Source organism: Bradyrhizobium sp. BR14999, assembly GCF_056106085.1.
On the sequence record NZ_CM148536.1, the window covers coordinates 127319 to 152085 of the forward strand.

Here is a 24767-nt window from a genome sequence, read left to right on the forward strand (position 1 = left end):
AAGCCCCGGCCCAGGCCGGGGCTTGTTTGTTGGAATGGCCGTAGATCCGCTAAAACACCGCAAGATATTTCAGGAGCGACACGATGCCGATGATGATGACGATCACGCGCGCGATCTGCTTGGCGCGGCCGTCCATCGGCAACATGTTGATGAGATAAAGTACGAGAATAACGACGAGAAAGGTGACGAGTACGCCGACCAGCATCGCTAGGACCCCCCTTCAGGCAAATTGCTGCCTTGTCCCTAACGCCCGTAAGGCGCGCGGGTTCCGCCCCTGCAACCCCTTGCAATTTCTCGTATTTGCTCGAAGCAGCAAAGACCTCCGTAATTTTACGGCAGCATCACTGTCTAAGTTTTTACCCTTTTGAGGCCAAATGCGCTTCAGGCGCGTGCCACCGGCCGGCGCCTTTGCTGCGCGCATCCCTTTGGTCGTTCGAAGTTCGTAGGGGGCTGCCGTTGGGGGCCACGAACTTCGAAACGCGTACCGGGGGATCCGATGCTCAACCGCCTGACCGTATCCACGTTGCTGAAAGCGGTGATCCTGTCCACCGCACTCGTCGTCGTGATCGGCTTCTCGATCAGCGCATGGAATTCGTGGATCCGGCTTCAGCAGGCCAACCGGATCGTCGCGGTAGCAGCGGCCTGCGCCGATGTGTTCAAGGCGATGGCGAACCTCCGCTCCGACCGCTCGACCAGCAGTCGTCAGCTGACCTCCGACATCCAGATGGACAAGGAAATCGAGACATACATCCGCGGCATCCGCGGCGAGCTGATGCCCGCCCTGGCACGTGCGATCGAGATTTTACCCTTGATCGACTTGCCTCAGGGTAGGACGGTGGTTGCCGATCTCGACCGGCTGAACAAGGCGCTGCTGGCGCAGCAGGCTGAGTTCTGGACTGAGGTCGCCAAGCCCAGGGCATCGCGTCGCGCGGCGCTTGTCAAAGAGTATCTCGAGAGCGAGGACGGGCTGATGGCCATCCTCGAAAAGCTGTCGCCCGTGCTGGCCGCGAGCGTCAATCATCAGGACGCAATGATCGATCAACTGCTGATGATCAAGCAGATGGCCTGGCTGTTGCGCGTCAACGCGGGTGAATCCTCGCTGATCGTCGGCAACGCGCTCAACAGCGGCAAGATCTCGCCCGAGGTCCAGCTCGCTTTCACCAAATGGATCGGCGGCACCGAGACGGCCTGGAGCGCGACCGAGCTCGCCGCATCGGGCATGCAATTGCCGCCGGCGCTGGCTGCGGCCGTGGCGGAAACCAAATCGTTCTATTTCGACCCGCAATATCTCACCACGCGCGACGGCATCATCGCCGCAATCGCCAAGGGCGAGAAGGCGTCGATGACTGCCAATCAGTGGAGCCCCTACTCGGTCGGCCGGATGGCGAGCGCGATCAAGCTCGCCGATACCGCGCTTGGCGTCGCCAGGGACCATTCCACCAGCCAGCGCGCGCAGGCGCTGCAATCGCTGCTGACCCAGCTTGTGCTGCTGATTGCCGCGATTCTGTTCACGGGCGCGGCCATGCTGGCGGTCAGCCGCCGCGTGATCACGCCGCTGCACAGGATCCGCGACGCCATGCTCAAAGTCGCTGGCGGCGACCTCACCGTCGATCCCGGCTATCTCGACCGCCAGGACGAGATCGGCTCGCTTGCCGGCGCGCTCGAAACCTTCAAGCAGCAGGCGATCGACAAGCTCAAGATCGAGGCGCAGGAGCGCGAACGTAACGCCGGCGCCGCCGCACGTCAGCGTGCGATGGAGGCCTATGTCGGCGAGTTCGAGGGCGTGGTGCGCAAATCGCTGGGCGAGTTGAGCGAGGCGTCCGGCGAGATGCGCAAGACCTCGGGCGATCTGTCGGCGGTATCGCGCCAGACCAATGAACGCGTCGAGGTCGCCGGCAAGGCCTCGAACGATGCCTCTACGAGTGTGGAGAGCGTCGCGGCAGCGGCCGAGGAGCTCTCCGCTTCAATCAATGACATCAGCCAGCAGGCCGCGCATGCCGCAGGCATCGCCAGTCGCGCCGTCAACCAAGCGCGCGAAACCGACAGCACGGTGCAAGGGCTGGCGCAGTCGGCGGGGCGCATCGGCGAGGTGGTCGGGCTGATCAACACCATCGCGGCGCAGACCAATTTGCTCGCGCTCAATGCCACGATCGAGGCCGCCCGTGCCGGCGAAGCGGGGCGCGGATTTGCCGTGGTGGCATCGGAGGTGAAGTCACTGGCGAGCCAGACCGCGAAGGCGACCGATGAAATCTCCGAGCAGATCGCCGACATCCAGAAGGTCGCGGGCGACGCCATCAACGCGATCCAGGCCATCGGCGGCATCATCGGCGAAGTGAACGAGGTCGCCACCGCCATCGCTGCCGCCGTGCAGGAACAGGGTGCGGCGACCCAGGAGATCACCCGCAGCACGCAATATGCGGCGCAGGGCACCAAGAACGTCTCGGACAACATCACCGGCGTGAAGGCCGATGCCGACACCGCGGCCGGTGCCGCCGAAAACGTCAAGCAGGCCTCGGAGACGCTCGAGACGCAGAGCCGTCAGCTTGGTCAGCAGGTCAGCGATTTCCTGGGCAAGATCCGGGCGGCGTAGGGCACGCGGGCGCCACACATTCGGTGTCGTCCTGGCGAAGGCCAGGACCCATAAGCACCGGCCTCTGAAATGGGCAGGCTGATGGTTATCAGCGTGCCGCCCGGGCTACATTAGGGGTAATGGGTCCTGGCTTTCGCCAGGACGACGTTGGGGGAGCGCTACGCCCTACTCCTTCGCCACCACCGGCACCTGACGGAATCTGGCGCGGACGGATTCCGGCAGCGGCGAGAAATTCATCGCGACGCCGCGGCGGTCGTTGGCGTTGCGGGTGGCGACCACCAGGCCGCCCGCGCCGGCGACGATGTCACCCTTGCGCAAGGTGGGGTCGTCCTCGACCTTGACCTGGGCGAGCCCGACCGGATCCTTGCCGTTGCAGGTGCAGCCCGCGACGATCTCGTTGCGATAGCGGAACGCGTTCGGCAGATCGGAATAGGACTTTCCGTTCTCCGTCGTGGCATCGTCGATATTGCTGCCATAGACCAGCGAGGTTTCGGACGCCGGGCAGAAGCTCTTGCAGGACTGCGCCTTGCTTTCGGCATCCGTTCCTTGCGCCGGAAAATAGCGGCCGTCGCATCCGCGCACGCAATAGGCGGCGCCGCCACCATAGGCGGCTCGCTGGCGCGGCATGTCGTAGCGCGGCATGTCATCGTTCGGGAACGGCATCCGGATCTGGGGAGGCCGCACGCCGAACGCGCCGAACAGCGCCGAGAAAAAGTCCTCCGCATACGCCGAGGGCGTCAGCGCAAGGCCGAGAGAGATGATGGTGAACACGGCCGCCGCACCGCCAGCTATCGAACGTCTCTTCATGTAGCCTCACTCAACTCTCAGTTCACCGACGACGCCGAGATGTTCAGCGCCTGGTGGCCCGAGGGCAGCGTCGTCATGGCCGGGTGCTTGCGCACGGAATCGCCTGCCTTGTCGCTTCCCTTGGCCATCAGCGGCGCGTTCTTTGGCAGCACCACGACCTTCGTCCCGACATTGACGCGGCCGAACAGGTCGATGACGTCCTCATTGGTCAAGCGGATGCAGCCGGACGAGACGAACTTGCCGATGGTGCTGGGATCGTTGGTGCCGTGGATGCGGTATTCGCTCGAGCCGAGATACATCGCACGGGCACCGAGCGGGTTACCCGGACCGCCCGCCACGAAGCGCGGCAGATAGGGTTGGCGCGCGATCATTTTGGCCGGCGGATGCCAGTCCGGCCACTCGGCCTTGCGGCTGATGCTCTGAACGCCCGCCCAGGTGAAGCCCTCGCGGCCGACACCAACGCCATAGCGGATCGCGCGTCCCTGGCCGAGCACGTAGTAGAGATAGGTGTTGTTGGTATCGATGACGATGGTGCCGGCCGGCTCGCTCCTGTCGAAGCTGACGATCTGCCTGCGCAGCCGATCGGGCAGCCGGGCGTCCTCGTCTGCGGCTTGCGGTGCCTCGCTTCCATAAGCCTGTGAATAGCCCTGGTCCTGTGGATACGACTGCGACTGCATCGGCACGAAGCCGAGGGTTTGCGCACGCGCGCCGCCAAAGGGCATGATGAGCAGTGCGCTTGCGAAGGCAAACGCAGTGACGGCGCGCGGTGAGAAGCGGCGGACGAGAGAGAACCTTGTCATGAGCTGCCCCGTTGGATGTGTGCATCTGGGTGATGCTGTCGCCAACAAACGCGACCGGGCCGACTCAGGTTCCGCCGAACTCTGCGGCAGCGACGTCACAGTCAAGCGAGCGCGTCTTCACGAAGCCGCGACGGAACCCTTGCTCAGCCAGCACGTTGTCGGATCGTCGATGGGCGCGCGGATCGCGAGTTGCGCGTGCGGGAGAGATATTGTGCGCGTCCTTCCCAGCGAACGTCTGATTCCCGGCAACAGCGAAGGTGAACCGCTTCCCGACAGCCATAGTGAGCTGCCACCGGTCATCCGCCGCACCGAGTTCGTCGCTTTCGCACTCGCAGGCCTCCTGCTGATTGCAGTCGTCACCGTGCTCTATGTCGGAAAAGCGTTCTTCCTGCCCGTGGTGATGGCCTTCGTCATCGGCACCATGCTGTCGCCGGCGGCGAGCTTCCTCGAGCGATGCAAGGTGCCCCGCGCGCTCGGTGCCGTCCTGATCGTGATCGCCGGGACGGCAGTAGTCGCGTTCGCGGTCGCGCTGATAGCCTCGCCTGTGATGGAATGGAGCACGCACCTGCCGGAGCTCGGCGCGCAACTGAAGGACAAGCTGCACGTGTTCGACCGGCCACTGGCGCTGTGGCGCGAGCTGCAAGCCATGGTCGGCGGCTCGGAGGAATTCCCCAGCTTCCAGTTGCCGAAGATCGAGTGGGTGCAGCCGACGCTGGAATTCTTGTCGCCGACCTTTACTGAATTTCTGCTGTTCTTCGTCACCCTCATTCTGTTCATCGCAAGCTGGCGCGACCTGCGGCGGGCGATGATCATGAACTTCAGCAATCACGACGCGCGGCTGCGCACACTGCGTATTCTCAACGAGATCGAGGTCCATCTCGGCAGTTACCTCCTGACCGTCACCATCATCAATGTCGGTGTCGGTGTCGCCACCGGCCTCATCTGCGCGCTCACTGGCATGCCCAATCCGGCCGGCCTGGGCGCACTTGCGGCAACGCTCAACTTCATTCCGATCATCGGGCCGATCGCGATGTTCGCCGTACTGGTCATGGTGGGGCTGGTCGCCTTCCCGACCATCAGCGGCGCGCTGATGGCGGCGCTCGCCTTCGGCGGCCTCACCTTCCTGGAAGGGCACTTCATCACCCCGACCATCATCGGCCGGCGGCTGGCGCTGAATGCGCTTGCGGTCCTGCTCGCGCTGGCATTCTGGACCTGGATGTGGGGCCCGATGGGCGCGTTCCTGTCGTCGCCGCTCCTGATCGTCGGCCTGATCCTCAAGGAGCATCTGTTGCCGGCGGATTCGCCGCAGTTGCCGCAGGCCTGAGCGGTTTCCGTGAACGGAACTTCCCCGACCACGAAACGTTCTCCGGCTATCTCAGCCGTCAACAGTTTGGAGCTCCCGATGTCCACGACCAATGCCGAAGCCGGGATGAAGGACTGGACCGACAAAGCCACCAGGGAACGCCTCGAGAAGGATGTAGCAGCCGTGAAAAGCGATATCGCCGCCCTCACCGAACAGATCACCGACGCGCTCAATACCTTCGCCAATTCCACCAGCAGGCAGGCTCGCCGCGGCTATCGCCAGGCGCGCGAGAACATGGATTCCGCGATGGACGACATGTCCGACCGCGGCAGCGCGATGATGGAGGCTGCGCAAGACGCCTACGGTTCGATCGAGGAGACGCTGGAAGAGGCCATCACGCAGCGGCCGCTCGCGACCGTCGGGCTCGCCCTCGGCATCGGCTTCCTGATCGGCGCCGCCTGGCGGCGGTAGGTTTGCGGAACGGATCTCGAGACGGCGGCGCTGCCGCGCCCGATGCCGGCGTGTGGCGGTTCGGCTTGTTGAGGAGCAAGGCCATGTTTCAGCGCATCATCGACGGGATCAGTGCATCCACCGGCACCACTGTGCGACTGACCTCGCTGGCCGCAGGCACGGCATTCGCGCTCTTCATCACCACGTGCTTCCTCTGCGCCGCGGCGTTCATTTCGGTCCTGGAGAAATATGGTCCGGTTCAGGCCTGCCTCGCCGGCGCCGGCATCTTCTTCCTGCTGACGCTCACCGCTGCCGGCACCTATTGGGGCTACAAGCGCGAGGTGCAGAAGCGCGCCCAGATCGCGGCCGAGCGCGCCGCGAAGTCGATGGCACAGAGCATGCTTACGGACCCCATGCTGCTCGCTACGGGACTTCAGATCGTGCGGGCCATCGGCGTCAGGCGGCTGTTGCCGATCCTCGCGATCGGTGGGGTCGCACTCGGAATCATGGCGAGCCGGGCTGGCGTAGCAGACGAGACGTCGGCCGAACCTGCAGAATAATGGTCAGAGCGGGTTAGAAAATTTCGTCGTAAGTGCTCCGAATCCATCGATCGCAAATCGGTCCGGGCGGTCCCGCGTAATTTTGCGCCATCCGGCACGAATGCCCCCGCCATCACGCAAACGCTACTCGGATGGGCAGGCGGTTGCCGCTAAAAGCGTCGCCCCTGATTCCAAAAGTTTTTTCGTGATGAAACCGTCCGTCAAGGCGAACCTCGCCGCATTTCAACCCGACGCCAGACTGTATTTGACACTCGGCATCGCCAACTGGTCGGTTTTCGTCGATCACATCCCGAACAACGTCGTCAACCTGCTGACGCTGCGAAACTTCGGCTTCAGCGGCGCCGCGGATTTGTTCGTGTTCGTGGCCGGTTATGGCGTCGCCATCATCCACGGCCGGATGGCGCTGGAGCGCGGCTACGTCGTCGCGGCGACGCGCATCTTTCGACGCGTCTGGCGGCTCTACGCCGCCTACGTCGTCCTGTTCGTCATCTATATCGACGCCATCGCCTATGTCGCCTCGCAATCGATGGCACCGGAAATCATCCACGAATACAACATCTCTGGGATTCTCGAGCATCCGCTGCGCATCCTGATCCGCGGTCTCGTGCTCCAGGAGGAGCCGCTGAACCTCGACCTGCTGCAATTGATGGTCCCGCTGATGGCCTTCTTTCCGCTTGTGCTGTGGGGCCTGTTGCGGCGGCCGAACGTGACGCTGGCGGCATCGGTCGCGCTGTACCTTGCCGCACGCTGGTTCGACTGGAATTTCCGGGTCTATCCGGACCAGGAGTGGACCTTCAATCCGCTCTGCTGGCAGATGCTGATGGTGCTGGGCGGCTGGTTCGCCGTGACGGGCGCGCCCGGGCGGGCGCTGCGCGGCATGTCCTGGCTGCGGATCCTCGCCGGGACCTATCTCATCTTCGCGATGGCCGTCACCCTGATGCGCCATTCACCGGCGCTCTCCGCTTATCTGCCGGACGTCCTCCTCAACGGCATCGCGCCGACCGACAAGGAAAACCTCGCGCCTTATCGCGTGCTTCACTTCCTCGCGCTCGCCTTCCTCGCGACCCATCTCATTCCGGCCGATCATCCCGGCCTGCAATTGAAGCCGCTACAGGCGGTCATCAGATGCGGCGAGGAATGGCTCGCTGTGTTCTGCGTCGGCGTATTCCTGTCCTTTGCAGGTCATCTCATCCTGATCACCGGGCCCAATATGATGGTGATGCAGGTCGTGGTGAGCCTCGCCGGCTTCGCCGCGATGACCGCGGTCGCCTATTACATCGCCTGGTCGAAGTGGCAGGACCTGCCCGCCGCCTTGCGGCAGCAGGCCTAGCCGGTGCGCATCCGATTCCCCTAAAGCGCGTGAGATCAGGATGAATCGTCATCGCACTTTGGATTATTGTTTGAGCATGATCTTTTCGGAAAACCGCTACACACTTTTCCGGATCATGCTCTAGGCCGGCGGCCGCGGCTGCGCTATGCGGAGCAGAAGCGGGTTGCGAGGAGACCGGACGTGGTGACGGCGAATAGCGAGGGTGATGGGGACGACGGCGCGCCCCGGCGCGGCCGGCCGCGTTCGATCGAGACCACCAACGCCATTCTCGAAAGCGCCTATGCGCTGATGGCCACCACCGGCCTTGCCGCCACCACCATCGACGCGGTCGCGCGGCACTCCAGCGTCTCCAAGATGACGATCTACAAATGGTGGCCGTCCCGCGAGGCGCTTCTGATCGACGCCTTTCTCCACCACGCCGCGCAGATGCTGCCGCTGCCGCCGGTGAGCTCCGGAACGCCCGCGGCGCGTGCACGCCGCCATGCCGCGGCCTATGCCGAGGCGCTCCGGGGCGAGTTCGGCAAGGTGCAGCTCGCCGTGATCTCCGAATGCATTTCGAAGACCGGCTCCGCCGAGCTGTTCTACGCCCGCTATCTGCAGTTCCGCCGCGACGCGCTGGTCGAGATGATCGCGGCGGGCCAGAAGGACGGCAGCATCCTGGCCGCGGGACTGCCCGAGGATCTCTACGACGCGATCTATGGCGGCCTGTTCTACCGCTATGTCTTCGGCATCGCACCGATCACGCCGGCTTACGCGCGCAATCTGGTCGATTTGGTGCTGCGGCCGAAGGGCTGACCTCGCATCACCGCACAGGCCTGACCGGGGCCGAAATCTTGTCGGTCCGATCGCGCTCGGTCATGTCGACCACCGTCTCCATCGGCGCGATCAGCTCGTAGACATAGGAGACGTCGGTGAAGTAGCGCTTGGCGGTGCCGCCGAGCGCCTCGGGCGCGACGCGGTCGAGCAGGATCAGGCCGAAATCGGAATCGGGGCGGCGCGTCGCCTCGCTGGTGTTGAACTCCTCCCAGCGAAAACTGAAAATCTCGTCGGGCTCCTCGCCCGTCACCGTCCAATTGGCGGTGATGTGCGGATGCTTGCCGACCAGCGACAGGCCTTCGTCGGAATGCGAGGCGAGCTCGAAGAACAGCAGCGACAGGCTCTGCGCCGCGCGCGCGCTGACCGCGATGTCGGGACCGGTGACGGCGATGCGATCGGCATGCGGGATGGCGCGCGCTTCGAACAGGCCCTTCAGCTTGACACCCTGCCACTGGCTCTCGCTGAGCAGCGAGACCACGTTCGACATGGCGTGGATGCGGCCGATCAGCAGCTCGCGCGCGACGTCGATGTCCGAGCCGTGGCGCAGCGTGCGTGTCACGATCGACTGGATCACCGCCAAGATGTTCTTGACCCGGTGGTTGAGCTCGTCGATGACAGCGGTGAGCCGGCGCTCGAAGCCGATCCGCACCTGGATTTCCCGGCTGAGGCGCAGATTGTTGTAGGCGACATAGCCGAACAGGCCGCACACCATCGCGGTGATGGCGAGGCCGATCGCCGCGACGATGATGGCGGTCTGCTCGGCACGACGCGCCGAATTGGTCTTCGCGTAATAGGCGAGCTGCCAGTCACGGCCACCGAAGCTCACCGTGCGCATGGCCGACGGCGCCAGTCCGTCCGCCGCCGTCATACGCGTGGAGACCACGCCCTGGTCGTTGGCAACGAGCTCGCCGCCGTCCCTGCGCGGATCCCTGAGCGCGACCGAGAACAACGACATGTCGTCATTGGTCAGCATCAGCGAAGCAAGCTCGTAGGAAAATGTGACGAACCCGGCCGGCTCCGTTGCACCTTCGGGAATGACGGGCGCGGCCACGATGACGCCGATCGGGCCGTTGCCGCGGAGCAGCGGAATCGGGTCTGAGGCGATCGACCGCTTCTCGACCCGGGCACGCGTCAGCATGGCGCTGCGAACCGGATCCTGATCGTAGCTGCGGCCAGGCAGCGCCTTGGTCTCGTTGCTGCGCGGCTCAAGGTCCATCAGCACGTCGATCGGCTGGGTGACATCGGCGGAATTGATCGGCTTGTCGTCAAACATGCGGATCCGCGGATTGGGGAAGCCGGCGCCGGCAATGGCAGCCTGCGCCGCCGTAAGCTCGTTCGGCTTCAGCCGGGCGATCCAGCCGGCCACCACGAAGTCGGTCTTGAAGGCGTAGATGGCCGAGCGCAGCGGCTCCAGCATGTTCGGCTTGATCACGGATGGCGCACGGAACAAGCCGGAGGCGACACGCGCGAGCAGCTCCCGCTCGGTGAGGCGGTCCTGGACCAGGCTTGCGTGAACGTCGATCGCACGCGCGAGCGCGATTCGGTCCAGCGCCAGCTCCTGATCGTGAACGCGATAGGCCGCAAGCCCGGAGAGCAGGGCTCCGAGCAGAGCGATGAAGCCAATGATGAAACCCAGCCGGACCACGCGACTACTCAGGCGAAAGCAGGAGGTCGGCAATAAACATGGAGCATATGAACGCCGCTCGAACGGCCATGTGCCGAAACAGGGTGAACCCCCAGTGGCGGAGATAATGGAGGAGGAGGCATCAGTACGCAACGTAGGTCGGCTGAAAAGCTTAATCCGTCCGGCCGATGGTCCGGCCGCACGGATTTGCCCCTTGGGGGCCAAGAGGTAGTTAATCGCCCTGTCCGAAATTTGTTCCGCGGTTGCGGCCCTGCCCCGGGGTGTTAGGGCAAAAACGCCTGCGCTAAGTCGTCGCGTCCGTCGGGCCCCGCGGTTTTAAGCGTCCCGTTTTAAGCCACCCTTGGTCTCGATGAAGCCGACGATGCGATCGAGACCCTGGCTCTTCTTCAGGTTGGTCATGACGAAGGGGCGCTGGCCGCGCATGCGCTTGGCATCCGTCTCCATCTTTTCCAGGGAGGCTCCGACATGGGGTGCCAGGTCGATCTTGTTGATGACAAGAAGGTCTGACCGGGTGATGCCCGGGCCGCCCTTGGATGGGATCTTGTCGCCGGCGGCAACGTCGATGACGTAGATGGTGAGGTCGGCCAGCTCCGGGGAAAAAGTGGCAGCCAGATTGTCGCCGCCGGACTCGATCAGCACGAGATCGAGGTCCGGGAATTTCGCGCGCATGTCCGCCACCGCGGCGAGATTCATCGAGGCGTCCTCGCGAATTGCGGTGTGCGGGCAGCCGCCGGTCTCGACCCCCGCGATGCGGTCCGGCGTCAGCGAGCCCGAACGCACGAGGTATTCCGCATCCCATTTGGTGTAGATGTCGTTGGTGATCGCGGCGATGTCATAGCGCGCGCGCATGGTCTTGCAGAGCAGGTCCATCAGCGCGGTCTTGCCCGATCCGACCGGGCCGCCGACACCGACACGCAAGGGGCCGTGAGTTTTCGACATGTCGCTCGCTCTTCCTAACGTCGTCCCGGCGAAGGCCGGGACCCATAGCCACCGAACCCGGTTGATAGGACGGGCTGTGGCCGCATCCTTCCATCTCCACGAAGATTCGTGGTTATGGGTCCCGGCCTGCGCCGGGACGACGGCGGAGTGTGACGCAACGTGCTCACGACCGGAACAGCCGCGTATATTGTGTCTCGTGCCTTAGGCTGGCGAGATCGGCGCGGAAAGTCGCGCTGCCGAGATCGTCCAGTGTCGCATTCAGCGCACGATTGGCGGTCGCGGCGGCGGCGGCTTCCAGCCTCACCAGCACACGCTGGCTGTCGGTCTGGCCGAGCGGAATGAGACGGCTGGCCGCGGAAATCCAGTTCGAGACCAGCGCATGCAAGAAGGCGTGGAGTGTCGAAGCCAACGGCACGCCATGCATCGCGGCGACCACGCCGACCGCGACGGGATAGACCAGCGGCGTGCGGCATGCCGCAACCATGGCATCCAGGCCATCGGCATCCCACGCGGCGCGGGCGATGTCGATGAAGGCGCGGCCCTGCGAGGTCGTCTCCAGCTGTCGTTCGCGCGACGGCACGAAGGCGGCGGCGAGCTCGGCGATATCGTTCAAAGCGGTGGTCTCGCCCGCTTCCGCGGCGCGATAGGCATGGACCAGGAACGTCGCATCGCAAAAGCCCGAGCCGTCGCCGAGCATCGCGTCGAGCCAGTCGGCCAGCGTCGCGGTGTCGGTGATATCGCCGGCCTCGACCGCCCATTCGATGCCGCTGGAATAGGAGAACCCGCCGACAGGGAATGCCGGCGACAGCCAGGTCATCAACCGGTACAGCGCCGCCGCCTCGCGCCCGGCGAGGTCAGCGGGGCTGACCGGCTCATTTGTGGTCATGAGCATGCTTGTGGCCGTGGTGATGGTCGGAATGGTCGCAATGCTCGTCGTGGTGATGGTGATGATCGTGACCATGGTCATGCGCGGCATGGCCATGATGGTGGTGATCATGACCGTGATGATCATGGTGATCGTGATGGCCGTGATCGTGATGCGCGTGGTCGTCGTGCCCATGCGCGTGGCCGGCATCGGCATAGGCGCCGCCCTCGGGATCGAACGGCGCCTCGATCTCGATCACGCGGGCGCCGAGACCCTTCACCATGGCTTCGATGACGTGGTCGCGGCGGATGCGCAAGGCTTTGGCCATGATCTGCGTCGGCAGATGGCGGTTGCCGAGATGCCAGCCAACGCGGATGAGATGGTGCGGATCGCGACCGCGGATCTCCAGCAGCGGCTCGGGTGCCGCCACCACCTCGACCAGCCGGCCGTCCTCCAGCACCAGGGCATCGCCGCCGCGCAGCGCGACGGCATGCTCCAGGTCGAGCAGGAATTCGAGCCCCCGCGTCCCCGTCATTGCCATGCGACGGCGGTGCCGATCGTCGAAATCGAGCACGACCGTATCCACGGGTGCTTCCGTGAAGCGGTGCTGCCCCTTGACCTGCGTCGCCCGGATCATGCGTCTACTCCGTTACCGTGTCTCGACCTTCTCGGGCGTGATCACCTCGATCTTCGGCGGCGCCGTGAAGCATTTCACCGCGACGCGGCCGAACGTCTTCATGTGTTCCATGGCGCGGTGCGGCACCAGCGCCTCGGCATTCTCCCACTGCTCGACGAATACCATCTTGCTGGGATCGGTGACGCTCTCGTGCAAATCGTAGGCGATATTGCCGGGCTCCTTCCGCGTCTCCTTGATGCAGGCGGTTGCAGCTGCAATGAATTCGGCGCGCGTTTCGGGCTTGATGGTCAAGGTAGCAACGACATAGATCACGAGAAATCCTCCCGGCTTTTCTTCTAAGGGTACGATACCGGGCCGGACATTAGACCAGGCCGGATCGAACGCAACACCGGAAAAGCTGTCTCCGGACTTGATGCGGGGACATGCGTTGAGGCGCTATTTTAGTACATGAAATATCGCTGCGCCATGGGCAGCACCTCGGCGGGCGCGCAGGTCAGCAGCTCGCCGTCGGCGCGGACCTCATAGGTCTCCGGATCGACCTCGATATCGGGCGTGGCGTCGTTGTGGATCATGCTCTTCTTGGAGATCTTGCCGCGGGTGTTCTGGACCGCATAGAGCTTCTTGTCGATGCCGAGTTTTCGCGCAAGACCGCCCGCGACCGCCGCCTTCGAGGTGAACAGCACCGAGGACGCCGTCCGCGCCTTGCCGAAGGCGCCGAACATCGGCTGGTAGTGCACCGGCTGCGGCGTCGGGATCGAGGCGTTGGGATCGCCCATGGGCGCGGCGACGATGCTGCCGCCCTTGACGATGCAGTCCGGCTTGACGCCGAAGAAGGCCGGCGACCACAGCACGAGGTCGGCGAGCTTGCCCTTCTCGACCGAGCCGATCAGTTTCGACACGCCGTGGGCGATCGCGGGATTGATGGTGTATTTGGCGATGTAGCGCTTGACGCGGAAATTGTCGTTGTCCTTGCCTCTGTCCTGCGGCAGGGAACCGCGCTGCTTCTTCATCTTGTCAGCGGTCTGCCAGGTCCGGATGATGACCTCGCCGAGGCGGCCCATGGCCTGCGAGTCCGAGGACATCATCGAGAGCGCGCCGAGATCGTGCAGGATGTCCTCGGCGGCGATGGTCTCTTTGCGGATGCGACTTTCCGCGAAGGCCAGGTCTTCGGCGATCGAGGGATCGAGGTGGTGGCACACCATCAGCATGTCCAAATGCTCGTCGATGGTGTTGCGCGTGAACGGCCGCGTCGGATTGGTCGAGGACGGCAGCACGTTCTTCAGGCCCGCGACCTTGATGATGTCAGGCGCGTGACCACCGCCGGCGCCTTCGGTATGGAAGGCATGGATGGTGCGGCCCTTGAACGCCTTGATCGTGTCCTCGACGAAGCCGGATTCGTTCAGCGTGTCGGTATGGATCATCACCTGGATATCGTGATCGTCGGCGACCGACAGGCAGTTGTCGATCGCCGCCGGCGTCGTGCCCCAATCCTCGTGCAGCTTCAGTGCGCAGGCGCCGGCTCTGATCATCTCGACCAGTGCGGCCGGCCGCGAGGCATTACCCTTGCCGGAGATACCGAGATTGACCGGGAAGGCGTCGAACGACTGGATCATCCGCGCGATGTGCCACGGCCCCGGCGTGCAGGTGGTGGCGAAGGTGCCGTGCGAGGGGCCGGTGCCGCCCCCGAGCATCGAGGTGACGCCGCTCATCAGCGCGTGCTCGATCTGCTGCGGGCAGATGAAGTGGATGTGGCTGTCGAAGCCGCCGGCGGTGAGGATCTTGCCTTCGCCTGCGATAACATCTGTGCCTGGGCCGATGACGATGGTGACGCCGGGCTGGATATCGGGATTGCCGGCCTTGCCAATCGCAGAGATCATGCCGTCCTTGATGGCGACGTCGGCTTTCACGATGCCCCAATGGTCGACGATCAGCGCATTGGTGATGACGGTGTCGGCCGCGCCCTGCCGGTTGGTGACCTGCGACTGGCCCATACCGTCGCGGATCACCTTGCCGCCGCCGAACTTCACCTCCTCGCCGTACGTGGTAAAATCCTTCTCGACCTCGATGATGAGGTCGGTGTCGGCCAGCCGCACCTTGTCGCCGGTGGTCGGGCCGAACATGTCGGCATAGACGGAACGTTTGATCTTGACGGACATCACAAGCCCCGATTGCGTTTGAACATCTGGTCAGTCACAGCAAGGATCTCGCTGCTTTCACGGCATCATCGAATTTCTCGTCGAGCCACGCATTGCCGCCGCGGCAGCCTGCAACGACCTGCGTGGCCCATCCGATGTAATCGGCGAGATCGTCCCGCTCCTCGGCGCTCGGGTCGGTTTGAATGCGCGCCTCTGTATTGCTGATCTTGTCGGCGATCTTGATCAGTTTTGCGCCGGGGGATTTCTTCGGCGCTTCGAGCACCTGAAGCCGCCGCCGTTCGGCCCTTGGCAGGCTCATGTCGTCGGTGCATTCCACGATGAGGGCGGCGACACGCGCCGAAAATCTCTGCGCCAGCTCCTCGCGCGTGGTGTCGGTGTCCTCGATCATATCATGCAGCCAGCCGGCCGCGACCAGCTCGGCGTCGGCGCCGTCGGTCGCGGTCGCCAGCAGGTTCGCGACCTCGGCGAGATGATTGATATAAGGCTCGTTGCCGCGCCCCTTGCGCGCCATGCCGTTGTGGCGGTGCGCAGCGAGCTCGGCAGCTTCGGAGACAAGGCGGATCGGTGTCAGCATGGCAAAGACCTCCGTTTTCGCCTCAACCGTGCCGCACCAGGCTCGTTCCTTCGGAGATCACAGCTTCCCCATGACGTCGCCGCGGAAGCCATAAATGGTCTTCTTCCCGGCCATGGCGACGAGCTGGACGTCACGGGTCTGGCCGGGCTCGAAGCGGACGGCGGTGCCGGCGGCGATGTCGAGGCGCATGCCGCGGGACTTCTTGCGATCGAACTTCAGCGCCGGGTTGGTCTCGAAGAAATGGTAGTGCGAGCCGACCTGGATCGGGCGGTCGCCGGTGTTGGCGACCGTCAGCGTCACGGTCTTGCGGCCGGCATTGAGCTCGATCTCGCCGTCCTGAATGAAGAGTTCGCCGGGGATCATGCTTCTCGCTCCTACCTGATCGGCTCGTGCACGGTGACGAGCTTGGTGCCGTCCGGAAAGGTCGCCTCGACCTGGATGTCGTGGATCATCTCGGGGATGCCGGGCATCACCTGGTCGCGGGTCAGCACCTGCGCGCCGGATTGCATCAGCTCGGCGACGGTGCGGCCGTCGCGCGCGCCTTCGAGGATGAAGTCGGAGATGATCGCAACCGCCTCGGGATGGTTGAGCTTGACGCCGCGGTCCAGCCGACGGCGGGCCACGATCGCCGCCATCGAGATTAGAAGCTTGTCCTTTTCGCGGGGAGACAGATTCATGCGACATCTCTTCCGTTCAACCAGTCAGTTCAGCCAGAGCCGCGGCAGGGCCGCGCCGGTGCGCGCCAGCACCGCCATCATGTCGGCGCGCAAGCGCGCCGCATCTTGGGCACAGAACCGCGCCATTGCAAAGCCATTCCAGGCGGATATCCCGACCTCGCCGGCGAACGAATCCGATGCCTCGCGGATGCGCTCGACCAACGCCTCGTCGCCGGGCACGATCAGGGCCGTGCCGATCGCGGCGCCACTCTTGGCCACGGCGGATCGCGCCAATTTTTCACCGATATGACCATGTAGCCTGACAGCCTCTGCGAACACCAGCCTGCCGCCGCGAGAGAGCCGCCAGCGATCGACGAACTCGCCCTGCTCCATCCGCTCGCCCATGGCGGTGCGACCGAACACCACGATCTCGCAGAGCAGGAGCGAAGCCGCCTCATCGAGCGCGATGTCGAAGCGGCGATGGACACGGGCGCGATCAAATAGGATTGTTTCCTGCGGCAGCCAGGACAGATGCGCCCCTGCGCCGACCTTCAGCGCGATATTGAGCTCGGCCGCCTGCCCCGGCGCACGATAGACCTTTTCTGCGGCCGCCGTCGTCAGCGTCAGCCGCGCAGCATCAGCGGCTGTGATCTCAATGTCGAAGCGATCGCCGCCGGCGACACCTCCGGCCGTGTTGACGAACACGCCGGAGAGCCCCTCGCTTTCCGGCGAGGGAAAGCGCACGCGCAGCGAGCCGGACTCATGCAAGGTCCCGCGCCGCGTCACACCATCGCGCGCATGGACGTCGAAGCGCACCGCGCCGCGGGCGCGGTTGGCCTCGAAAACCGTCGATGTGACCGAAACGTCGCTGCGCATCCGCCTCCCCAGCCGGTCGCGGCAGAATGGCCTACAGCGCCATCTGGCGGCTGATTTCGCTCGCGTCGAGATTGGAGCGGTCGCAGGTGAACTTCACCGCGCCGCGATCCATCACCGCGAAACTGTCGCCGAGTTCGCAGGCAAAGTCGAGATATTGTTCGACCAGGACGATCGCGATGTTGCCGAGGTTGCGCAAGTAAGAGATGGCGCGGCCGATGTCCTTGATGATCGAGGGCTGGATGCCCTCGGTCGGCTCGTCGAGCAGCAGCAGCTTTGGTCGCATTACCAGCGCGCGCCCGATCGCGAGCTGCTGCTGCTGGCCGCCGGAGAGGTCGCCACCGCGCCGGCCGAGCATGGATTGCAGCACCGGGAAGAGCGAGAATACGTCGTCCGGAATGTGCTTGTCCTCGCGCCTGAGCGGGCCGAAGCCGGTCTTGAGGTTCTCCTCGACCGTCAGCAGCGGAAAGATCTCGCGGCCCTGCGGCACGAAGCCGATGCCTTTGCGCGCCCGCTCATAGGGCTTCAGGCCCGTGATGTCGCTGCCGTCGAGCACGATCGCGCCCGAGGAGATCGGATATTGCCCGACCATGGCGCGGAGCAGCGAGGTCTTGCCGACGCCGTTGCGCCCGAGCACGCAGGTGACCTTGCCCGGCTCGGCCGAGATCGAGACGCCGCGCAGCGCTTGAGCCGCGCCGTAGAACAAATTGATGTCCTTGACCTCAAGCATCGCTCAGCGTCCCAGATAGACTTCGATGACCCGCTCGTTGGACGAGACCTGGTCGATGGTGCCTTCCGCCAGCACGGTGCCTTCATGCAGACAGGTGACCTTGACCCCGAGCTCGCGCACGAAGGTCATGTCGTGCTCGACCACCATCACAGTGTGGGTCTTGTTGATCTCTTTCAGCAGTTCGGCGGTGAGATGCGTCTCGACGTCGGTCATCCCTGCGACCGGCTCGTCGACGAGGAGCAGCTTCGGATCCTGCGCCAGCAGCATGCCGATCTCGAGCCACTGCTTCTGGCCGTGGCTGAGGCTGCCGGCGAGGCGGTTGCGGGCATCGGTGAGGCGGATCGTCTCCAGCACCTTGTCGATGCGCTCGGACTCCGCCTTGCTGCCGCGCCAGAACAGCGTGCCGCGAACCGAATGATCGACATTCAGCGCAAGCAGGAGATTGTCCTGCACGGTCTGGCTCTCGAACACGGTCGGCTTCTGGAATTTGCGGCCGATGCCGAGCTCGGCGATGCGGGTCTCGTCGAGCCGCGTCAGATCGGTGACACCGTCGAACAGCACGGTGCCCTCGTCCGGCTTGGTCTTGCCGGTGATGATGTCCATCATCGTGGTCTTGCCGGCGCCGTTCGGGCCGATGATGGCGCGCATCTCGCCGGGCTCAAGTGTCAGCGACAGATTGTTGATGGCGTGGAAGCCGTCGAAAGAGACGTGCACGCCGTCGAGATAGAGCATCGCGGAGGTCGCGCGGCTGTCCATGACGTTCATCGCGCTACTCCGCCATCTTGGGTTCGGTGACGCCGTCTTCGGCCGCAGCGCTCGCAATGGCTGCAGCGGTGCGCTTTTCCCTCGAGGAGTCCCACCAGGCGTTGAAGGTGCCGACGATCCCCTTGGGCAGCAGCAGCGTCACCAGGATGAACAGCGCGCCCAGCATGAACAGCCAGTACGGCGCCAGCACACCGGAGGTGAAGAACGTCTTGGCGTAGTTGACGACGACGGCGCCGAGCGCAGCACCGACCAGCGTGCCGCGGCCGCCGACTGCAACCCAGATCACCGCCTCGATCGAATTGCCGGGGGCGAATTCGGATGGATTGATGATGCCGACCTGAGGCACGTAGAGCGCGCCGGCGACGCCGGCCATGCAGGCCGACACCGTGAACACGAACAGCTTGTAGGATTCGACGCGGTAGCCGAGGAAGCGCGTCCGCGATTCCGCATCGCGCACCGCGATCAGCACCTTGCCGAGCTTGGACGAGACAATGGCGCGGCAGATCAGGAAACCTGCAATCAGCGCCAGACAACTCAGCGCGAACAGCGCCGCACGCGTACCCTCCGCCTGGACGTTGAAGCCCAGGATGTCCTTGAAGTCGGTCAGGCCATTGTTGCCGCCAAAGCCAAAATCGTTGCGGAAGAACGCGAGCAGCAGTGCATAGGTCATCGCCTGCGTGATGATCGACAGGTACACGCCGGTGACGCGGGAGCGGAAGGCGAGCCAGCCGAAGCAGAAGGCGAGCAGGCCCGGCACGACCAGCACCATCAGGGCCGCAAACCAGAACATGTCGAAGCCGTACCAGTACCAGGGCAGCTTCTGCCAGTTCAGGAACACCATGAAGTCGGGCAGGATCGGGTTGCCGTAGACGCCGCGGGTGCCGATCTGCCGCATCAGATACATGCCCATGGCGTAGCCGCCGAGCGCGAAGAACGCACCGTGGCCGAGCGAGAGGATGCCGCAATAGCCCCAGATCAGATCGATCGCGAGCGCGAGGATGGCGTAGCAGACATATTTACCCCAGAGCGCGACCAGATAGGTCGGCACCTGCAGGAACGAGCCCGCGGGCAGTAGCAGGTTCGAGAGCGGGATGAGGATGCCGCAGGCTGCGACGACGGCAAGGAAGATCGTCGCGCTGCGGTCCAGCGATCGCGTCAGCATGTGAGGAGTCATGCTTCCACCGCACGGCCCTTGAGCGCGAACAGGCCGCGCGGCCGCTTTTGAATGAACAGGATGATGAGAACCAGGATGGCGATCTTGCCGAGCACGGCGCCGGCGACCGGCTCCAGGAACTTGTTGGCGATGCCGAGCGTGAAGGCGCCGACCAGGGTGCCCCAGAGATTGCCGACGCCGCCGAACACCACGACCATGAAGCTGTCGATGATGTAGCTCTGGCCGAGATTGGGGCTGACATTGTCGATCTGCGACAGCGCCACGCCGGCGATGCCGGCGATGCCCGAGCCGAGCCCGAAAGTCAGCGCATCGACGCGCGAGGTCGCGATGCCCATCGAGGCCGCCATGCGGCGGTTCTGCGTCACTGCGCGCATCTCGAGGCCGAGCGCGGTATAGCGCAGCATCGCGAGCAGGATCGCGAACACCGCCAGCGTGAAGCAGAGGATCCAGAGCCGGTTATAGGTGATGGTGATCTGGCCGAGCTCGAAGGCGCCGCTCATCCAGGAGGGGTTGCCGACCTCGCGGTTGGTCGGGCCGAACATGGTGCGCACCGCCTGTTGCAACACCAGCGACAGGCCCCAGGTCGCCAGCAGCGTCTCCAGCGGACGGCCGTAGAGGAAGCGGATGATGCTGCGCTCGATCAGGACGCCGATGGCACCGGCGACGAGGAAGGCGAGCGGCACCGCGATCAGGAGCGAATAGTCGAACAGGCCGGGATAGCGGGTGCGGATCACCTCCTGCACCACGAAGGTGGTGTAGGCCCCGATCATCACCATCTCGCCATGGGCCATGTTGATCACGCCCATCACGCCGAAGGTGATGGCGAGCCCGATCGCGGCGAGCAGCAGCACCGAGCCGAGCGAGAGGCCATACCAGGCGTTCTGCACCATGGACCAGACCGCAAGCGAGTTCTGGATCGAGCCGATCGCGCTCGCAGCAGCCTTGCTCACCGAGGCCGGCTGGTCGCCCATGCCGGTGAGCAGCGCCAGCGCCTCCTGGTCGCCGCGCGCCTTGAGGGTGGCGACGGCCTCCAGCTTCTCGACCTCGGTGGCGTCCGACTTGAACAGCAGGATGGCCGCGCGGGCTTCGCCGAGCGCGGTCTTGACGGATCTGTTGCCTTCCTTGGCCAGCGCGGCCTCGACCGCCTCGAGCGCGGCCTCCTCATGCGACTTGAACACCGACTGCGCGGCCTGGAGGCGCGTCGACAGATCCGGCGACTGAAGCGTCAGGCTGCCGAGCGCGGCGTCCACGCTGCGGCGCAGGCGGTTGTTGAGGCGGACCGCGCTCGCGCTGTCGGGAACGCTGGCCACGGGCTGGCCGGTTGCGGCGTCGATCGACTTGCCGTCGGCGCCGGTGACATAAACCTTCTTGCTATCCGGATCGGCCATGAGGCGGCCGTCCTGCAGCGCGCTGATGATCGGGAATGCCAGCGCGTTGCCGCTGCTCGCGACCGCGCCGATCGCCTCCTCCGTGTCGGAAAAATCGTCATTGGCGAACTTGGCGACCGCATCTTCGAACGGACCGGCGAAGGCCGGCAGCGCGAACGCGATCAGAAACAGCGAGAGCGCAAGCGAGCAGAGACGGGCAGACAAATGGGCTGGCACTGTGAATGACCCCGGCAGAAATGGTTGGAGAAGGCGGCGGGATCGCCGCCCTCTCCGATCGTGTCATGGAGCGTCAGGTCGGGATCAGGAGCCCGAACCGAGGCACTTGTTGGTCTTGGTGTTGAAGTTGCCGCACTTCTTGCCGACCCAGTCGCCGATCAGGTCCTTGGAGCCGTCCAGCTCCTTCGACCAGGCATCGCCAGCAACGAGGCCCGGGGTCTTCCAGACCACGTCGAACTGGCCGTTGCCTTTGATCTCGCCGATGAACACCGGCTTGGTGATGTGGTGGTTCGGCAGCATCTTCGACACGCCGCCGGTCAGGTTCGGCGCCTCGATGCCGGGAAGCGCGTCGATCACCTTGTCCGGATCGGTCGACTTCACCTTCTCCACGGCCTTCACCCACATGTTGAAGCCGATCACGTGCGCTTCCATCGGATCGTTGGTCACGCGCTTCGGATTCTTGGTGTAGGCCTGCCAGTCCTTGATGAACTTCTCGTTCGATCCGTCCTTGGTCTTGATCGATTCGAAGTAGTTCCAGGCGGCGAGATGGCCGACCAGCGGCTTGGTGTCGATGCCGGCGAGCTCTTCCTCACCCACCGAGAACGCGACCACCGGGATGTCCTTGGCCTTGACGCCCTGGTTGCCGAGCTCCTTGTAGAAGGGAACGTTGGCGTCGCCGTTGATGGTCGAGACCACTGCGGTCTTCTTGCCGGCCGAGCCGAACTTCTTGATGTCGGCCACGATCGTCTGCCAGTCGGAGTGACCGAACGGCGTGTAGTTGATCATGATGTCTTCCTGGGCGACACCCTTGGACTTCAGATAGGCTTCCAGGATCTTGTTGGTGGTGCGCGGATAGACGTAGTCGGTGCCCGCGAGCACCCAGCGCTTCACCTTCTCTTCCTTCATCAGATAGTCGACGGCGGGAATCGCCTGCTGGTTCGGCGCAGCACCCGTGTAGAACACGTTGCGCTCGCTCTCCTCGCCCTCGTACTGCACGGGGTAGAACAGGATGTTGTTCAGCTCCTTGAAGACCGGGAGCACCGACTTGCGCGACACCGAGGTCCAGCAGCCGAACACGACCGAGACCTTGTCCTTGGTGATCAGCTCGCGCGCCTTCTCGGCGAACAGCGGCCAGTTGGAAGCGGGGTCGACGACGACGGCTTCGAGCTTCTTGCCGAGCACGCCGCCCTTCTTGTTCTGCTCGTCGATCAGGAAGAGGATGGTGTCCTTCAGCGTGGTCTCGCTGATGGCCATGGTGCCGGAAAGGGAGTGAAGCACGCCGACCTTGATGGTGTCGTCCGCGGCCTTGGCGCCAGTCAATGAAGCCAGACCGAGCATCAGTCCGGCGGTCGCGGCGAGGATGCCGCGGCGGCTAAATGACGCCGCTATATCGTGAGTGGATTTGCTAAACATGAGTGTATCATCTCCCTGACGCAGACGTGAAAACGCTGCGAAACGGCCCCACGGCCGCCTGCGATTAACGGATTCGCAAGAACCATGCCATGGACTGAGCACCTCTCAAACCATTGGATCTACTTATAAAATGACCTGAATTCCAAGTTTAGCCGCAGTCTTTCCGCCTAAACCCTGGGCAACTGAAATGTATGCGAAAGCGGCAGGCAGTCTATTTTTTATGCAAATTGCCAATTCTGGCTAAATTTCCGGCATAACTATTTCTGCACCGCAACCGCCGTTTGAGGCGAGCTTGCCTTGAAAGCGCCCCTGCGATGTTCCATATGAAGGATCGAGACTGCTTGCGAATCAAGCCGTCGTTGCGAGCTGCGTGTTCTTAAGGCCCTACCGGCCTCTGGCTTGCCCCATATCTCCCAAGCCCATCCGACACCCCAAACACGCAGGTGTCTTCTCGACACCCTATGCGCGCGCCGCGCCGAATGCGCCGGGCGCCCGCTATTGACATGGAAAGTACCCCTCTTTTGACTTCGTTTCAGGATTTCGGCCTCGCCGAACCCATCGCGCGCGCTCTTCGTGAAGAGAGTTACGTCACCCCCACCCCGATCCAGGCCCAGACCATCCCGCTGGCGCTGACCGGCCGCGACGTCGTCGGCATCGCCCAGACTGGCACCGGCAAGACCGCGTCCTTCGCGCTGCCGATCCTGCATCGCCTGCTTGAGAACCGCATCAAGCCGCAGCCCAAGACGGCCCGCGTGCTGGTGCTGTCGCCCACCCGCGAACTGTCCGGCCAGATCCTCGACAGCTTCAACGCCTATGGCCGCCACATCCGCCTGTCCTCGACGCTCGCCATCGGCGGCGTGCCGATGGGCCGCCAGGTCCGCGCCCTGATGCAGGGCGTCGACGTGCTCGTCGCCACCCCCGGCCGCCTGCTCGACCTCGTGCAGAGCAACGGATTGAAGCTTTCAAGCGTTGAATACCTCGTGCTCGACGAGGCCGACCGCATGCTCGACATGGGTTTCATCAACGACATCCGCAAAATCGTCGCGAAACTCCCGATCAAGCGCCAGACGCTGTTCTTCTCGGCCACCATGCCGAAGGACATCGCCGAGCTCGCGGACGCCATGCTGCGTGATCCCGCCCGCGTCGCGGTGACCCCGGTCTCCTCCACCGCCGAGCGGATCAACCAGCGCATCCTCCAGGTCGATTTCTCGGCCAAGCCCGCCTTCCTCACCAAGCTGCTGAAGGACGAGCCGATCAACCGCGCGCTGGTCTTCACCCGCACCAAGCACGGCGCCGACAAGGTGGTGAAGACGCTGGCCAAGGCCGGCATCGCCGCCAATGCCATCCACGGCAACAAGTCGCAGAACCATCGCGAGCGCACGCTCGCCCAGTTCCGCTCGGGCGAGATCCGCACCCTGGTCGCCACCGACATCGCCGCCCGCGGCATCGACGTCGACGGCATCAGCCACGTCATCAATTTCGATCTGCCCAACGTGCCCGAGACCTATGTCCACCGCATCGGCCGCACCGCGCGCGCCGGCGCCGACGGCACCGCGATCTCGCTCGTCGCCGGCGGCGAAGAGCTCAGCTATCTCCGCGATATCGAGCGCCTGATCCGCGTGGCGCTGCCGCGGGAAGATCTCCGCACCGATGCCGGCCGCCGCGATGCGGGCCCTCCCCCATCGCAGCAACGACAGGGCCGGCCGGGCGGCCGCCCGGGCCAGCGTCCGCAAGGCGCACGGCACGGTGACGGGCGGCGTGCCGACGAAAGGCATGCCGACGGGCGCCACCATAGCGGCGGCAAGCCGAGCGACGGCCGGCCCGGCGAGGGACGGCATGGCGAGGCCAGGCATGCTGACGGACGGCCCGGCAATGGCCCGAAGGCCTCAAAGGGTTCACGTCGCCGCCGCACCGGCACTCAGATGCATTCCTCGCCTGCAGACCGCCCGGAACAGCGTTCCGCGCATAGCGCCGGGACCTCCGATGGGATACAAGGCGTTGCCTTTTTGCGCCGGGAGAGTCGGCCGAACGGCCAACCGAACCGCAAACCCTATTCGCACTAGCTGTCCACGACCTGGAG

General features: G+C 64.4%; 25 protein-coding genes. 7 read left to right on the top strand and 18 right to left on the bottom strand.

What is annotated here, in order from left to right; genetic code table 11:
* Positions 1–49 precede the first annotated feature (49 nt).
* Complete coding sequence (locus ACR9YP_RS00585) at positions 50–205, bottom strand: Thivi_2564 family membrane protein (protein ID WP_008546817.1); 156 nt, start codon at positions 203–205, stop codon at positions 50–52.
* A 291-nt stretch (positions 206–496) separates the two neighbouring features.
* Between ACR9YP_RS00585 and ACR9YP_RS00590 the strand changes: the two genes are divergently transcribed.
* Entirely contained in the window at positions 497–2590 is a 2094-nt protein-coding gene (locus tag ACR9YP_RS00590; RefSeq protein ID WP_474218805.1) for a methyl-accepting chemotaxis protein, read from the top strand.
* 165 nt (positions 2591–2755) lie between these two features.
* Here ACR9YP_RS00590 and ACR9YP_RS00595 read toward each other — a convergent pair whose 3' ends face one another.
* Both ACR9YP_RS00595 and ACR9YP_RS00600 read right to left on the bottom strand, forming a co-directional pair.
* Positions 2756–3397 carry a DUF2865 domain-containing protein gene (locus tag ACR9YP_RS00595; protein ID WP_438104633.1) on the bottom strand — a complete coding sequence of 214 codons (642 nt, stop codon included), beginning with the start codon at positions 3395–3397 and terminating at the stop codon, positions 2756–2758.
* 17 nt (positions 3398–3414) lie between these two features.
* Positions 3415–4197, bottom strand: a complete 783-nt coding sequence (locus ACR9YP_RS00600; protein ID WP_438104632.1) for a L,D-transpeptidase — start codon at positions 4195–4197, stop codon at positions 3415–3417.
* 211 nt (positions 4198–4408) lie between these two features.
* Here ACR9YP_RS00600 and ACR9YP_RS00605 point away from each other — a divergent pair, with 211 nt between their 5' ends.
* The 5 genes from ACR9YP_RS00605 to ACR9YP_RS00625 all read left to right on the top strand — a co-directional run bounded on the left by ACR9YP_RS00605 (position 4409) and on the right by ACR9YP_RS00625 (position 8635).
* The gene (locus tag ACR9YP_RS00605) at positions 4409–5521 is read left to right on the top strand and encodes an AI-2E family transporter (protein WP_474218806.1); all 1113 of its coding nucleotides are present in this window, start codon (positions 4409–4411) and stop codon (positions 5519–5521) included.
* 78 nt (positions 5522–5599) lie between these two features.
* Positions 5600–5971 carry an ElaB/YgaM/YqjD family protein gene (locus ACR9YP_RS00610; protein ID WP_091882036.1) on the top strand — a complete coding sequence of 124 codons (372 nt, stop codon included), beginning with the start codon at positions 5600–5602 and terminating at the stop codon, positions 5969–5971.
* Between the two features lie 83 nt (positions 5972–6054).
* Positions 6055–6510, top strand: coding sequence for a hypothetical protein (locus ACR9YP_RS00615; protein ID WP_438104630.1), 456 nt, complete (start codon positions 6055–6057; stop codon positions 6508–6510).
* A gap of 187 nt (positions 6511–6697) precedes the next feature.
* On the top strand, positions 6698–7840 hold the full coding sequence (locus ACR9YP_RS00620) for an OpgC domain-containing protein (RefSeq protein WP_438104629.1): 1143 nt from the start codon (positions 6698–6700) through the stop codon (positions 7838–7840).
* A 180-nt stretch (positions 7841–8020) separates the two neighbouring features.
* On the top strand, positions 8021–8635 hold the full coding sequence (locus tag ACR9YP_RS00625) for a TetR/AcrR family transcriptional regulator (RefSeq protein ID WP_438104627.1): 615 nt from the start codon (positions 8021–8023) through the stop codon (positions 8633–8635).
* A 7-nt stretch (positions 8636–8642) separates the two neighbouring features.
* Here the strand turns inward: ACR9YP_RS00625 and ACR9YP_RS00630 are convergent, their stop codons facing one another.
* The 15 genes from ACR9YP_RS00630 to urtA all read right to left on the bottom strand — a co-directional run bounded on the left by ACR9YP_RS00630 (position 8643) and on the right by urtA (position 22687).
* Positions 8643–10301 (bottom strand): CHASE domain-containing protein, encoded by a 1659-nt coding sequence (locus ACR9YP_RS00630; protein ID WP_438104626.1) that lies wholly within the window; start codon positions 10299–10301, stop codon positions 8643–8645.
* Positions 10302–10616: 315 nt separating this feature from the next.
* Complete coding sequence (gene ureG / locus ACR9YP_RS00635; protein WP_091881274.1) at positions 10617–11240, bottom strand: urease accessory protein UreG; 624 nt, start codon at positions 11238–11240, stop codon at positions 10617–10619.
* A 163-nt stretch (positions 11241–11403) separates the two neighbouring features.
* Positions 11404–12132: an urease accessory protein UreF gene (locus ACR9YP_RS00640; RefSeq protein ID WP_438110522.1), complete on the bottom strand. Its 729-nt coding sequence runs from the start codon at positions 12130–12132 to the stop codon at positions 11404–11406.
* On the bottom strand, positions 12113–12742 hold the full coding sequence (locus ACR9YP_RS00645; protein ID WP_438104624.1) for an urease accessory protein UreE: 630 nt from the start codon (positions 12740–12742) through the stop codon (positions 12113–12115). Before ACR9YP_RS00645 ends, ACR9YP_RS00640 begins: the two co-directional genes overlap by 20 nt.
* Positions 12743–12754: 12 nt before the next feature.
* Positions 12755–13054 carry a putative quinol monooxygenase gene (locus ACR9YP_RS00650; RefSeq protein ID WP_027553941.1) on the bottom strand — a complete coding sequence of 100 codons (300 nt, stop codon included), beginning with the start codon at positions 13052–13054 and terminating at the stop codon, positions 12755–12757.
* Positions 13055–13182: 128 nt separating this feature from the next.
* The gene (ureC, locus tag ACR9YP_RS00655) at positions 13183–14898 is read right to left on the bottom strand and encodes an urease subunit alpha (RefSeq protein WP_438104622.1); all 1716 of its coding nucleotides are present in this window, start codon (positions 14896–14898) and stop codon (positions 13183–13185) included.
* Between the two features lie 34 nt (positions 14899–14932).
* Positions 14933–15472 carry an HD domain-containing protein gene (locus tag ACR9YP_RS00660; protein WP_438104620.1) on the bottom strand — a complete coding sequence of 180 codons (540 nt, stop codon included), beginning with the start codon at positions 15470–15472 and terminating at the stop codon, positions 14933–14935.
* Positions 15473–15529: 57 nt separating this feature from the next.
* Positions 15530–15835: an urease subunit beta gene (locus ACR9YP_RS00665; protein ID WP_035708642.1), complete on the bottom strand. Its 306-nt coding sequence runs from the start codon at positions 15833–15835 to the stop codon at positions 15530–15532.
* A gap of 11 nt (positions 15836–15846) precedes the next feature.
* On the bottom strand, positions 15847–16149 hold the full coding sequence (locus tag ACR9YP_RS00670; RefSeq protein ID WP_027553946.1) for an urease subunit gamma: 303 nt from the start codon (positions 16147–16149) through the stop codon (positions 15847–15849).
* Positions 16150–16173: 24 nt separating this feature from the next.
* Positions 16174–17004: an urease accessory protein UreD gene (locus ACR9YP_RS00675; protein WP_474218807.1), complete on the bottom strand. Its 831-nt coding sequence runs from the start codon at positions 17002–17004 to the stop codon at positions 16174–16176.
* Positions 17005–17035: 31 nt separating this feature from the next.
* The gene (gene urtE / locus ACR9YP_RS00680) at positions 17036–17731 is read right to left on the bottom strand and encodes an urea ABC transporter ATP-binding subunit UrtE (RefSeq protein ID WP_128936628.1); all 696 of its coding nucleotides are present in this window, start codon (positions 17729–17731) and stop codon (positions 17036–17038) included.
* A gap of 3 nt (positions 17732–17734) precedes the next feature.
* Complete coding sequence (gene urtD, locus ACR9YP_RS00685) at positions 17735–18496, bottom strand: urea ABC transporter ATP-binding protein UrtD (protein ID WP_438104616.1); 762 nt, start codon at positions 18494–18496, stop codon at positions 17735–17737.
* 4 nt (positions 18497–18500) lie between these two features.
* Positions 18501–19670, bottom strand: coding sequence for an urea ABC transporter permease subunit UrtC (gene urtC / locus ACR9YP_RS00690; protein WP_438104614.1), 1170 nt, complete (start codon positions 19668–19670; stop codon positions 18501–18503).
* A complete protein-coding gene (gene urtB / locus ACR9YP_RS00695; RefSeq protein WP_438104613.1) occupies positions 19667–21274 on the bottom strand; it encodes an urea ABC transporter permease subunit UrtB in 1608 nt (535 codons plus the stop codon). Before urtB ends, urtC begins: the two co-directional genes overlap by 4 nt.
* Positions 21275–21358: 84 nt before the next feature.
* Positions 21359–22687 (bottom strand): urea ABC transporter substrate-binding protein, encoded by a 1329-nt coding sequence (gene urtA, locus ACR9YP_RS00700; protein ID WP_438104611.1) that lies wholly within the window; start codon positions 22685–22687, stop codon positions 21359–21361.
* A gap of 479 nt (positions 22688–23166) precedes the next feature.
* Here urtA and ACR9YP_RS00705 point away from each other — a divergent pair, with 479 nt between their 5' ends.
* Positions 23167–24750, top strand: coding sequence for a DEAD/DEAH box helicase (locus ACR9YP_RS00705; RefSeq protein WP_438104610.1), 1584 nt, complete (start codon positions 23167–23169; stop codon positions 24748–24750).
* Positions 24751–24767: the final 17 nt, after the last annotated feature.

Bases quoted from the DNA above. Each gene is read 5' to 3' on its own strand.
- ACR9YP_RS00585 (WP_008546817.1), bottom strand. From the start codon at position 205: ATGCTGGTCGGCGTACTCGTCACCTTTCTCGTCGTTATTCTCGTACTT.
- ACR9YP_RS00590 (WP_474218805.1), top strand. From the start codon at position 497: ATGCTCAACCGCCTGACCGTATCCACGTTGCTGAAAGCGGTGATCCTG.
- ACR9YP_RS00595 (WP_438104633.1), bottom strand. From the start codon at position 3,397: ATGAAGAGACGTTCGATAGCTGGCGGTGCGGCGGCCGTGTTCACCATC.
- ACR9YP_RS00600 (WP_438104632.1), bottom strand. From the start codon at position 4,197: ATGACAAGGTTCTCTCTCGTCCGCCGCTTCTCACCGCGCGCCGTCACT.
- ACR9YP_RS00610 (WP_091882036.1), top strand. From the start codon at position 5,600: ATGTCCACGACCAATGCCGAAGCCGGGATGAAGGACTGGACCGACAAA.
- ACR9YP_RS00615 (WP_438104630.1), top strand. From the start codon at position 6,055: ATGTTTCAGCGCATCATCGACGGGATCAGTGCATCCACCGGCACCACT.
- ACR9YP_RS00620 (WP_438104629.1), top strand. From the start codon at position 6,698: ATGAAACCGTCCGTCAAGGCGAACCTCGCCGCATTTCAACCCGACGCC.
- ureG (WP_091881274.1), bottom strand. From the start codon at position 11,240: ATGTCGAAAACTCACGGCCCCTTGCGTGTCGGTGTCGGCGGCCCGGTC.
- ACR9YP_RS00640 (WP_438110522.1), bottom strand. From the start codon at position 12,132: ATGCTCATGACCACAAATGAGCCGGTCAGCCCCGCTGACCTCGCCGGG.
- ACR9YP_RS00645 (WP_438104624.1), bottom strand. From the start codon at position 12,742: ATGATCCGGGCGACGCAGGTCAAGGGGCAGCACCGCTTCACGGAAGCA.
- ureC (WP_438104622.1), bottom strand. From the start codon at position 14,898: ATGTCCGTCAAGATCAAACGTTCCGTCTATGCCGACATGTTCGGCCCG.
- ACR9YP_RS00660 (WP_438104620.1), bottom strand. From the start codon at position 15,472: ATGCTGACACCGATCCGCCTTGTCTCCGAAGCTGCCGAGCTCGCTGCG.
- ACR9YP_RS00665 (WP_035708642.1), bottom strand. From the start codon at position 15,835: ATGATCCCCGGCGAACTCTTCATTCAGGACGGCGAGATCGAGCTCAAT.
- ACR9YP_RS00670 (WP_027553946.1), bottom strand. From the start codon at position 16,149: ATGAATCTGTCTCCCCGCGAAAAGGACAAGCTTCTAATCTCGATGGCG.
- ACR9YP_RS00675 (WP_474218807.1), bottom strand. From the start codon at position 17,004: ATGCGCAGCGACGTTTCGGTCACATCGACGGTTTTCGAGGCCAACCGC.
- urtE (WP_128936628.1), bottom strand. From the start codon at position 17,731: ATGCTTGAGGTCAAGGACATCAATTTGTTCTACGGCGCGGCTCAAGCG.
- urtD (WP_438104616.1), bottom strand. From the start codon at position 18,496: ATGAACGTCATGGACAGCCGCGCGACCTCCGCGATGCTCTATCTCGAC.
- urtC (WP_438104614.1), bottom strand. From the start codon at position 19,670: ATGACTCCTCACATGCTGACGCGATCGCTGGACCGCAGCGCGACGATC.
- urtA (WP_438104611.1), bottom strand. From the start codon at position 22,687: ATGTTTAGCAAATCCACTCACGATATAGCGGCGTCATTTAGCCGCCGC.
- ACR9YP_RS00705 (WP_438104610.1), top strand. From the start codon at position 23,167: ATGCGCCGGGCGCCCGCTATTGACATGGAAAGTACCCCTCTTTTGACT.